At 44.6% G+C, this 12,283-nt stretch carries 7 protein-coding genes; 5 read left to right on the forward strand and 2 right to left on the reverse strand.

All coding sequences use genetic code 11. From position 1 onward, the window contains the following. Positions 1-55: 55 nt before the first annotated feature. The 4 genes from BFS30_RS21105 to BFS30_RS21120 all read left to right on the forward strand — a co-directional run bounded on the left by BFS30_RS21105 (position 56) and on the right by BFS30_RS21120 (position 8,401). A complete protein-coding gene (locus BFS30_RS21105) occupies positions 56-3,232 on the forward strand; it encodes a SusC/RagA family TonB-linked outer membrane protein (protein ID WP_069381100.1) in 3,177 nt (1,058 codons plus the stop codon). Positions 3,233-3,243: 11 nt separating this feature from the next. Continuing rightward, positions 3,244-4,941: a RagB/SusD family nutrient uptake outer membrane protein gene (locus tag BFS30_RS21110; RefSeq protein WP_069381101.1), complete on the forward strand. Its 1,698-nt coding sequence runs from the start codon at positions 3,244-3,246 to the stop codon at positions 4,939-4,941. Between the two features lie 76 nt (positions 4,942-5,017). Beyond that, entirely contained in the window at positions 5,018-6,544 is a 1,527-nt protein-coding gene (locus tag BFS30_RS21115; RefSeq protein ID WP_083252161.1) for a glycoside hydrolase, read from the forward strand. A 9-nt stretch (positions 6,545-6,553) separates the two neighbouring features. Then, entirely contained in the window at positions 6,554-8,401 is a 1,848-nt protein-coding gene (locus BFS30_RS21120; RefSeq protein ID WP_069381102.1) for a glycoside hydrolase family 35 protein, read from the forward strand. 44 nt (positions 8,402-8,445) lie between these two features. On the opposite strand, the gene BFS30_RS21125 is transcribed toward BFS30_RS21120, so the two are convergent. Both BFS30_RS21125 and BFS30_RS21130 read right to left on the reverse strand, forming a co-directional pair. After that, the gene (locus BFS30_RS21125) at positions 8,446-10,074 is read right to left on the reverse strand and encodes a sodium/sugar symporter (protein WP_069381103.1); all 1,629 of its coding nucleotides are present in this window, start codon (positions 10,072-10,074) and stop codon (positions 8,446-8,448) included. Positions 10,075-10,170: 96 nt separating this feature from the next. Further along, the gene (locus tag BFS30_RS21130) at positions 10,171-11,061 is read right to left on the reverse strand and encodes an inositol oxygenase family protein (protein ID WP_069381104.1); all 891 of its coding nucleotides are present in this window, start codon (positions 11,059-11,061) and stop codon (positions 10,171-10,173) included. Positions 11,062-11,219: 158 nt separating this feature from the next. On the opposite strand from BFS30_RS21130, the gene BFS30_RS21135 reads away from it, so the two are divergent. Beyond that, a complete protein-coding gene (locus BFS30_RS21135; protein ID WP_069381105.1) occupies positions 11,220-12,236 on the forward strand; it encodes a LacI family DNA-binding transcriptional regulator in 1,017 nt (338 codons plus the stop codon). Positions 12,237-12,283: the final 47 nt, after the last annotated feature.

Consider the following 12,283-nt stretch of genomic DNA (forward strand, 5'->3'; position numbering starts at 1 on the left):
AGATTTAAGGTATAGGTGCTGATGAGCTAAATCCTAAAACCAAATATAAACTGATATGAGAAAAGCTATACAAAACGTGTACACTCCGTTTTGGCTGATGACAAAAAGGGTATTTGTGGTAACTGCAATAAATGCGTTGTTGCTCTCTGCCCAGTCAACGCAGGCCTCCGAACGGCTGACTGTTAATATACGTCAAAACGTGGTGACCGGAACTGTTTACGATGAAAACGGAGGTGCCTTACCGGGAGTCAGTGTGATCGTAAAAGGAACGACAACTGCTGCCATAACTAACGGACAAGGAAAATACTCGATTAAAGTTCCCGCAGACAATGCGGTGCTGGTCTTTAGCTATGTAGGCTATACGAACCTGGAACTTCCTGTTGCGGGAAAAACAGTACTGGATGCTAAACTATCTCCGGATTCCAGGTCATTGAATGAACTTATCGTGGTAGGTTATGGTACCCAGAAGAAAGAAACGGTAACGGGCTCGATCTCGCAGATCAAAGGGGCAGATCTGGTAAAAAGTCCACAACCGAATTTATCCAATTCACTTGCAGGAAGATTTTCAGGGGTAGTGATCAATAACAGGGGTGGAGAACCTGGTTATGATGGCTCCAACATTACCATCCGCGGACAAGCAACAACGGGCAGCAATAGTGTGCTGGTCGTTGTTGATGGAATTCCCGGACAAATCGGCGGACTGGAGCGTCTGGATCCGAACGATATTGAAAGTGTTTCGGTACTGAAAGATGCCTCTGCAGCAATCTATGGTAACAGAGCGGCAAACGGGGTAATTCTCGTGACCACCAAAAGAGGGAAAACCGGGAAGCCGACGATCAGCTATAGCTTCAATCAGGGCTTTAGCTCGCCAACACGACTGCCAAAATTGGCGGATGCGGCAACTTATGCGCAACTGATGAATGAGATCAATTTCGATTCCAGTCCTTCGGGAGGGATGAACCAGTCGTATAGCGAAGAGCAGATTCAGAAATTCAGAGATGGTTCTGACCCTTTACTATTTCCAAATACAGATTGGGCAAGTACTGTTCTGAAAGATGTAAGTACACAAAATCAACATAACCTGGCGGTGTCTGGTGGAACTGATGATGTTAAATATTATGTTTCACTGGGTACGATAAACCAGGATGGATTATATAAAAACGGAGTAACGAATTATAAACAATACAATTTCCGCTCCAATATAGATGCGAATGTCAGCAAACGCCTGAAAGTAGGGTTGTCTCTTGCCGGAAGGGAAGAAAACCGCAAATTCCCGATTACAGGGGCAGGTGATCTGTTTCGCTCCATTTACCGTGCTAAACCTATTGTAGGGGCATATTACCCGAATGGAATGCCAACAAGAGGGATAGAAGGAGCAAATCCGGCTGTATTGGTAACTGATATCGGAGGAATGAGCAAAAGCCCTACACAGGTATTGAATGCAATCCTGAAAGGCAGTTACCAGATCCCCGGAGTAGAAGGCTTATCGGCAGACGGATTTTTCTCCGTAGATAAATCTAATGTGTTCACTAAAACTTTCAATAAGCCTTATTTATTATACGAATACCAGGCTGCATCGGATACGTATAAATCCGACATCTATGGAGGGAATAACAAAAAGGCAACGCTTAAAGAAGCTCAGCAAAGGGAATACCTGTTGACTTCCAATGTTAAACTGAATTTTGCCCGTCGTTTCGGCCGTCATGACATCAATGCTTTTGTAGGTTTTGAGCAAAGCAGAAACAATATTGAGTATTTTGATGCGGAACGTTTCAACTACTTGTCTACACAGTTACCGGAATTGTCGCAGGGCGGAACAGCAGCTACAGATTTTCTGAATTCCGGCTATAGCTCTAATTATACCCGCAGAAGTATCATCAGCAGAATTGCTTATTCCTATGATGACAAATACCTGCTGGAAGGTCAGCTTCGCCGGGATGGATCGTCTATTTTTGCGAAAGGCAATCAATGGGGAACTTTTCCTTCTGTTTCTGCGGGCTGGCGCATCAACAAAGAAACATGGTTTAGCGATAACGTGACGTTCTTTGATGAATTGAAATTGAGGGCTTCTTATGGTTCACTGGGAAATGACAATGTAAAAGCTTTCCAGTTCTATGATAACTATATTCTTGTGGGCAATGGATTTGTGGCACAGGCACCAGGAGCTACACCGACCATTCAACCGGGCGTGGGCTTATCGAAACTGGCAAACCCGGACATTACCTGGGAGGTGTCAAAAAAACTGGATATCGGTATCAATGCGACTTTCTTAAAGAACTTTACTTTTGAAGCCATCTATTTCAAACAACAAAGATCTGATATCCTGGCGGCACGTAATGCCTCCCTTCCGGGTTCTTCAGGAATTGTGAATCCATACAATGATAAAAGCGCAAATTATAACCCGCTGGTTCCTTCGGAGAATATTGGTAAAGTAAATAGCGAAGGTTTTGAAGGTACACTGGGTTATGCTCATCGTGGTGCTGAATTTAACTGGGGAGTATCGGGTAATTTCACCTATGCCAAAAGTAAAATCGTCTTCATTGATGAGGCCTCGGGTACTTTGTCGTACCAGAGAGAAACCGGTGGTCCTTTAAACAGCTACCTATTGTACAACAGCATCGGAATGTTCCGCACGCAGGCAGACTTGGACAATTATCCGCATGTTCCGGGAGCAAAAGTAGGCGACCTGATGTTTCAGGATTTCAATGGGGATGGCGTCCTGAATGCGGACGACATGACGCGTCAGAAATATGGCAACATTCCTCAGATTACTTATGGCTTTAATCTGAACGCTTCCTACAAAAACTTCGACCTCTCGGTTCTGTTTGCAGGTCAGGCACAGGTAAGTCAGTATGTATTGCCGGAGTCAGGTAGTATCGGAAACTTTTACAGCAGCTGGGCAGACAACAGGTTCAGCGCTTCAAATCCGAATGGCTCTTTTCCAAAAGTTACTGAACGTGCATCGAATGCCATCAGCGGTGGGGGATACAGAAATACCTTCTGGCTAAACAACGCTTCCTTCCTGCGATTAAAAAATGTGGAATTGGCTTATAACCTGAAAGCAGATTTTCTGTCGAAGATCAACATCTCAGGAGTCCGCTTATTTGCAAGTGCATTCAACCTGTTCACCATCACCAAAGTAAAAGATTATGACCCGGAAGGCAACAGCGAAAGCGGTCAGTTTTACCCTCAGCAAAGGATCATCAACTTAGGTGCAAACGTTAAATTTTAAATCTTGTCAAAATGAAGTACAAATATAGCATACCAGTTTTTATCCTATTAGGCGGTGTACTGGCACTGAGTTCATGTAAAAAAGACTTTCTGGATGTGACAGCAACAGACCGGATTCCTACCAATACACTGGAGTCGGATACGGCGGTTTTTGAAGCCTTTGTCACCAACGCTTATATCGGAACTAAGCTCCAGGATAAAGAAGCTGATGGCACAAATCCGGGATTCGGCCGTGGCTTTGAATACAGCATGTGGAGTTCCTTAACGGACGAATCAATTTATAATAATGATGATGCCACCTGGATCATCCAGAGAGGACAGCTTGCACCGGAAAGCCTGGGTGCATTGGGTGTGCTTTGGGGCAGAAGCTATCGTGGCATCCGGGAATGTAATTACGCATTGAATGTGCTGGCGAAAATCGAAATGAGTGCTGCCCATAAAACCATGCTGGAAGGGGAAATTAAATTTATCAGGGCGTTCCGTTATCAGGACCTGATCAGAAACTACGGAAAAGTAGTGCTGGTTGGTGACAAAGTAATGGGCCTGAAAGATGACCTTCAGGATCCTGCCTTATTTAAAAGGGCAACCATCAAAGAGGGTATAGATTATGTAATCGCTCAGCTAGATGATGCGGCCTCAAAATTACCTTTAAACAACAGCAATTCCTGGGTTGGTGGAAGAGCGACCAAAGGCGCAGCACTGGCGCTAAAATCCAGGCTGACTTTATATGCGGCCAGCCCGTTATATGTTGCAGGTACCTGGGAAGCTGCAGTAACTGCTGCACAGCAAGTCATTGCGCTCAACAAATACAATCTATATCAGGGTGGTTACGGGAATTTATTCCTGATCAACCAAAGCTCAGAATCTATATTCGAACGGGTATACACTAAGAATGCGAATCATGTACACCTGGAAATTGCAAACGGGCCGAATGGTTATGGCGGATGGGCAGGAAATACCCCTACGCAGACGATGGTCGAAGCTTACGACCTGACCAATGGCTTGCCGGCAAACACCAGCAACCCCCTGTTTGATCCCGCAAAACCTTACGAAAATCGCGACCCGCGTTTCAAAGCAACGATATTGTACAATGGTGCAGCGTACCGCGAACGCAACATAGAGACCTTTATCCCAGGTGGAAAAGACAGCAGGGACGGGAACGACAACTGGAACACAACCAAAACAGGTTACTACCTTAAAAAGTTCATGAACGATGCTTATCCACTACAAAACCCATGGGGCAATGCAGGTTTCCAACCCTGGATCTATTTCAGGTACGCAGAGATCCTGCTTAACTTTGCAGAAGCTTCGAATGAAGCCTATGGACCTGATGCGATACCGGCAGGATCTTCCATCAGCGCCCGTCAGGCCATCAATATGATCCGGGCAAGGGCAGGTGTAAACATGCCGGCTATCGGTACCTTGAACCAAAACGATATGCGTACAGCCATCAGGCATGAACGTCAGATCGAACTGGCATTTGAAGAACACCGCTTTTATGATGTCAGAAGATGGAAAATTGCAGAGACCACAGAAAACCTGCCTTGCCGAGGAATCATCATCACTAAAAACAGCAACGGCAGTTTCAGTTTTACAGGTAAAATTGCCCTGGACGGACGTAAATTCGAAACCAAACATTACTGGTTGCCAATTCCAAGAGCAGAAATTCTTGCTTCGGGCAATAAACTGGAACAAAATCCTGGCTATTAAGCTCCATACACACACAAACACACCTAAACTCCGGAAAGCATCGCTTTCCGGATGTTTTTATTCCAATTCAGTAGATATGTATAAGAACAACAGTATGGTCATGGTTAGGATGACCTTTGCAGTTTTACTGCTGTTGCCGGTGCTGACCAAAGGTCAGAATGCGCTTCCTGTTAAAATCCAGGTCGATCCGCAACATCCGGTACAAACGATAGAAGGATTCGGCGCTTCAGATGCCTGGACCTGCCAGTATGCAGGCCTCTGGCCGGAAGAGAAGAAAAATAAAATGGCCGACCTGCTTTTTAGCAATGGCTTTGATAAAAAAGGAAAACCGCTTGGAATCGGACTGAACTTATGGCGGTTCAGCATCGGTGGCGGAAGTGCGGAACAGGGCACTGAAAGTGGGATCAGGGACAAATCCCGCAGACAGGCTTCCTTTCTAAAACTAAACGGAACATACGATGAGCATGCCATGCCTGGACAGGTATGGTTCATGAATGCGGCGAAAGCAAGAGGGGTAAAGAAATTTCTGGGCTTTGTAAACAGCCCGCATGTTAACTTCACCTTAAACGGGAAAGCTTTTTCCAGTGATGGTAAAGGCAACCTCGATTTCAGTAAAAAAGAGGCGTTTGTACAGGATCTTCTGAAGACGGTTCAGATCTTAAAAAAACAGACAGGGATCACTTTGGATTACCTTAGTCCGGTAAATGAGCCCCAATGGAAATGGAATGAAGGGAATCAGGAAGGTTGTCCTTATACCAATGAACAGATCGCAGAACTGGTCAGAACATTGAGCCCGGCGTTAAAGAACGGCGGACTAAACACGAAAATACAAATTGCAGATGCCGGACAACTGGATTACCTGACGGATCATAAGGATACGCCGAAAAGTCAGCAGATCTCCTATTTTTTCAACCCGGGATCTCCGGGGTATCTGGCGGGGCTGCCTAATGTAGACCGGAGCATTTCCGGGCACAGCTATTTTACCACCAGCTCTGAAGAGCGCTCCATCCGCATCAGAACAAAGGTGGCTGCTGAAGTAGAGAAAGCCGGAAATCTTCGGTTCTGGATGTCGGAATACTGCGTGCTTGGCGATAGTCTGTTAAAAGGAGAGGGCAGGGATACCGGAATGACCACGGCATTGTTTATTGCAAAACTGATTCATCATGATTTCAGCTATGCGAACGCAACCTCCTGGCAATGGTGGCTTGGCATTTCAGCAGGCGATTATAAAGATGGCCTGGTGTACATAGACCGGGATAAGAACAAGGATAAAAACGACGGACAGGTGGTGGAAAGTAAAATGCTTTGGGCGATGGGCAATTATAGCCGGTTCATCCCGGAAGGAAGCAAAAGATTACCCCTGAAAATGGAAAATGCTGATCAGGTTTATGCTTCCAGCTATAGTCATGCAGGTAAAGTGATTACGGTAATTGTCAACACCAGAAAAGAAGCACTGTCTCTGGAAATCAAGGGGATCAACAAAAAACAAAGAAAGATAAAAACGTACACCACTTCAGCTGGTTTAAGTCTGGCGCCGGCCACTATCCAGTCAGATTCCATACAGATCCTGCCGGAATCTGTCACCACACTTATAACAGATTAACCCATCAAAATGAAAAATTTAAGATACCTGGTTTGCCTGCTGGCACTTCCCTTAGCGATACTGACAGACAGCGAAAAAGTCAATGCCCAGCAACATACTTTCGCATTGGGTGATTCCACATTTTTACTGGATAACAAACCCTTTCAGATCATCTCAGGTGAGATTCATTACCCGAGAGTTCCCAGAGAGGCCTGGAGACAACGCATGAAAATGGCGAAAGCCATGGGCCTCAATACCATCGGGACCTATGTATTCTGGAACCTGCATGAGCCGGAAAAGAACAAGTTTGACTTCAGCGGTAACAACGACATCGCGGAATTTGTGAGAATTGCGAAAGAAGAAGGTCTCTGGGTCATCCTCAGACCGAGCCCTTATGTTTGTGCAGAATGGGAATTTGGTGGCTATCCTTACTGGCTGCAAAATGAAAAAGGCCTGGTGGTAAGGAGCAAGGAAAAGCAATACCTTAAAGAATACGAAACCTATATCAAAGAGGTGGGCAAACAGCTGGCTCCCTTACAAATCAACCATGGTGGAAACATTCTGATGGTGCAGGTAGAAAACGAATATGGTTCTTATAGCAATGATAAAGAATACCTTGCCATCAACCGGGAATTGTTCAAGGAAGCAGGATTTGACGGCTTACTGTATACCTGTGATCCGGAAGCAGACCTTAGCAATGGACATTTACCTGGGTTATTACCGGCCATCAACGGACAGGACAATCCTGCCATCGTAAAAAGCAAAATCAAGGCTTTAAACGAAGGAAAAGGCCCGTTTTTTATCGCCGAATGGTATCCCGCATGGTTCGACTGGTGGGGAACGCCACACCATACGGTTCCTGCAGAAAAATATACGGGTAAACTGGATGCGGTGTTAAAAGCAGGCATCTCGATTAACATGTACATGTTCCACGGAGGAAGTACCCGCGATTTTATGAATGGGGCAAACGATAAAGATGTGACGCCTTATGAGCCGCAGATCAGCAGCTACGATTATGACGCGCCGCTGGATGAAGCGGGGAATGCAACGGATAAATTTATGAAGTTCAGGGCCGTGATCCAAAGCAATCTGCCGGCGGGACAAACACTTCCGGAAGTGCCTGCAGCGAAACCTGCTATGGTGATCCCGGCAATACAGTTTTCATCTGCCATCAAAGTAAAAGAAATGCTCAGCAATCCGGTACGCAATGCAAAACCCATGACTTTCGAAGACCTGAATCAGGCTTATGGATTTGTCTGGTACCGCAGTACACTGGATGGCGGCAAGACTGGTGTCCTGAAAATCAAAGCACTGAGAGATTATGCCATCGTCATGATCAATGGTAAACGGGTAGGCATATTGGATCGCCGGAATGCTCAGGATAGCCTGTCGGTTACGCTTCCAAAAGGAAAAGTGACGCTGGATATTTTAGTAGAAAACCTGGGCAGGGTCAACTTCGGGCCTAACCTGCTTAAAAACAAAAAAGGAATCACAGAATCGGTGAGCTTTGCAGGTAAGGAAATAAAAAACTGGGAAATGTTTAAACTTCCTTTCAATGCGGTTAACCAACTGAAATTTAAACCTGCATACCGGAAAGACAATACTCCGGTAGTCAGAAAAGGAACATTTACCTTAAAAGAGACTGCCGATACTTATCTGGATATGCAGAAATGGGGAAAAGGAATGGTTTGGGTGAACGGTAAAAACCTGGGTAAATACTGGGAGATAGGGCCGCAACAAACGCTTTACCTGCCGGCAGAATGGTTAAAGAAAGGTGAAAATGAGATCGTGGTACTGGAACTGTACAAGCCGGAACAAACTACCTTATCCGGACTGGCCCGACCTATATTGGATCAGATCAAAACGAATGTAAAATAAGGAATCCTGAGCTGGCTGAAATGCCGGCTCAGGATCTTGATTTCCTACCAGAACACGGTGTAAAGGGCGGTCAGTATACCCATAATAAGAAGGGATCCGATGACAAAGCCGGTGTTGACTTTAAACATATTGGGGTCCACTTCAATGGCCCGCTGATCAGCCTCTTTTTCCGGTTTCCACAAACTAATGATCACCATGATGACCACAATTAAAACAAAATCAATGGTCATCCTGTCCAGGAAAGGATAATCCGGAAATGCTCCGTTTGTCCATAGCGGCAGGAATTTCAATACGGTTGAAATTGGAATGGTCAATAAGGCTCCGGTCATCGCTGCTGCAGCTGTGGTCCGTTTCCAGTAAAAACCAAGTAAGAAAATGGCCAGTACACCAGGAGAAATAAAACCGACATATTCCTGTATGAACTGATAAGCCTGATCCAGTGATTTTAATGCGGGGGTAACCAGGGCGGCAACAGTGATGGAAATGACAACTGCCCAGCGGCCAACACTGACCATCTTTTTATCAGCTGCGTCCTTTTCAAAGTATTTCTTATAAATATCCAAAGAGAAAATGGTCGATATGCTGTTTGCCTTACCTGCCAGTGAAGCAACAATGGCTGCGGTAAGCGCGGCAAATGCAATGCCTTTTACACCTGGCGGCAGTAGATTCATTAAGGTTGGATACGCATGATCTGGTTTTACTACGCCTGCAACAGACATTTCCGCATGAAACAAGCCTTTATGGTGCAACACATACATCACAATTCCCGGAAGTACGGCAATTACCGGAATCAGCAATTTTAAAAATGCAGCAAATAAAATCCCCTTACGTGCGGTAACCAGATCGGCGCCTAAAGCACGCTGCACAATGTACTGATTGCAACCCCAATAGGCGAGGTTGTTGATGAGCATACCTCCAATCAATACAGAGAGGCCTGGAAGTTCTTTATAGTATTTGTGCGAGGAATCAAATATCATATGAAAATGTTCAGGTGCTTCCTTCCTTAAAACAGAAAGCCCCTTGAAAATATCCTGACCAAATCCATATTCCTGAGCAAGCAGGGAAAGTGCAAGATAAGTGGTGATTAAACCGCCAATAATCAACACGACCACCTGGATAACATCCGTATAACCGATCACCTTCATTCCTCCCAGGGTAACCACCATTGAAAAAACACTTAAACCAAAAATACACCATTCAAAACTCAGGGTAGAGATGGAGGAAATGGCCAGTGCACCGAGATAAATAATGGAGGTCAGGTTCACAAATACATAAACCAGTAACCAGAATACGGCCATTACGGTGCTGACTTTATCATTGTACCGCTTCGATAAAAACTGCGGCATGGTAAAAATCTTATTTTTCAGATAAACGGGAATGATAAAAACCGCCACAATAATTAAGGTGGCTGCTGCCATCCATTCGTAAGAGGCAATGGCCAGTCCCAATGCAAAACCGGAACCCGACATCCCGATAAAATGTTCTGCCGAAATGTTTGATGCGATTAAAGAGGCCCCGATTGCCCACCAGGTTAAGGAACCTTCCGCAAGAAAGAAATCCCTGGAGCTGAGGTTGCTGGATTTTTTCTTATGATAAATGTAATAGCCATAGGCAGATACGGCGATCAGGTAAACAAAAAAAACAATGTAGTCTGAGGTTTGTAATTGGTTCATAGTTTGATCTTCTCGGTATTTATCACAGTTTTCACAGCTATTGTACGAAATGTGGTGCTTTCGTACAATAGCAGGGCTTTAAAAAAGCTCAGGAGCTTAGAACTTCAGCGTAGCCGGCAGGTATTTGCTTACCAATGCCTCATAATAGGGTTTCAGTTCCTCCCAGCTTTTTTGGTTGGGGTTCTTGGAGTATAGGTCGTATGGATTAAACAGGTTGACCCATTTAAATAGTTCATGGTCTTTTTCATTCATCAGATGATCATATGCATGTTCCCGGTGCTGGGCATAAAAGGAGTGGTAACGCAGCATATACAAGCCTGGTTCAGGAATATAATCTTTCATCATGTGGTATACATATTCATCATGGCCCCATGACATATGTACCTGATCGAGACCACAGTTTTCGGTATAGATTCCCAGTTTGCTCTGATAGATTTCATTGTTGAAATCCGGATTCTGACTGAAAAATTCAGGAAAAACAATCTTATCAGAATAGGCGCATCCTACCGGAAAAGTATCTCCGACTACCGCCCATTGTGGTTCGCCGAATAAGCAAAGTACCTTTCCCATATCGTGGATCAGGCCTACCAATACCATCCAATCCGGATGTCCGTCATTTCTGATGGCTTCTGAAGTCTGGAGCAGGTGCTGCATCTGATCTAAGTCTGTATCGGGATCAGAGTCGTCTACCAGCTCATTTAAAAAATCAAAAGCTTTCCAGATCGGCATCTCTTTTTTATCAAACTTCAGGTAATCTGCCTTTTTCTGCATCACGAAATCATAGGTCTGGTAAGTATGGTTTAGCCGGTAAAATTCCTTTACCCCATCTTTTACGGTTTCCTCATAATTTCTGAATTCTTCTTCTTTTTTTTCTTTATTGATGGCAGCAGGATCCGGATACCGGTTCAATACATCGTGTTCCCATTCATCTAAATTATCTAAAGGGCCATCGTGTGCTGCTGCGGAATTGATTTGGTTAGTATTCATAGGATGGTAGATTAATCTTAATTGTTAATTCAATCTGTTTATTATATTAAAGTTGTAGTTTTGAAAGGGTAGATGCTCATCTTCTAACCGGATTTATTTACTTAACCGATTAAGTAAATGATCAAGCTAACCAGATTAACCAAACCACCTTTAGTAAAATGGGTAACATTACCATTAAAATGTTGGCTAAGGAGCTGAACTTGTCAACTGCCGCAGTGTCCAAAGCTTTAAATGATAGCCACGAAATCAGCGAGAGCACAAAACAGCGTGTCCTGGAATTGGCTGCTGCTTTAAATTATGTACCGCATCCTTATGCAGGAAGCCTGCGTGAAAAGAAAAGCAATACCATTGCTGTGGTGATCCCGGAAGTGGCAGATAGTTTCTTTTCTCTGGCCCTGAATGGCATTGAATCGGTGGCCATAGAAAAAGGGTATCATGCTTTGATTTATCTGACTCATGAGCGATTTGAGCGGGAGAAGACGATTTTAAAGGACCTGGAATCCGGAAGGGTAGACGGGGTCATCATGTCTCTTACCATGAAAACTAATACTTTTGGGCACCTGAAAACCTTGAATAAGATCGTTCCGATGGTGTTTTTTGATCGGGTATGTGAAGAAATTGATACGGCAAAGATCACCACAAATGATGAGGAATGTGGTTATCAGGCCACACAGCACCTGATAGACCAGGACTGTAAAAAGATCGCCATCCTATCCATCTCAGATTCCCTGTCCATCAGCTCTAAAAGAATGCAGGGTTATCAGCGGGCCTTGCTGGACAGTGGGAGGGCATATGATGCATCCTGCGTCATCGATTATAGCGAAGATCCCGCTGAAAATCTTGAACAGCTCAGAAAGGCGTTTAAGGCTGCCGGCAGACCGGATGGTATAGTAGCCACGGTAAGTAAAATGACAACGGATATTTATCTGGTTGCTATGGAACTGGGCCTTCGGATTCCGGAGGATCTAAAAGTGGTTTCTTTCTCCAACGATTCTACTGTTGCCATACTTAACCCGTCCTTAACCACCATTACACAGCCCGCGTTTGAAATGGGGGAATTAGCGGCCAATATCCTGTTTAGAGCATTGAAAAAAAAGGACCTGATATGGACTGAAGAAAGCCGGGTGCTTCCCTCTCAGCTTTTCATCAGGAATTCCAGCACCGGTTCCCTTTAATATTCTCCCTAGTACTTTAATATTCTCCTTAATAAAGGTAAGATACA

It is taken from the genome of Pedobacter steynii (assembly GCF_001721645.1).
GTDB lineage: Bacteria > Bacteroidota > Bacteroidia > Sphingobacteriales > Sphingobacteriaceae > Pedobacter > Pedobacter steynii_A.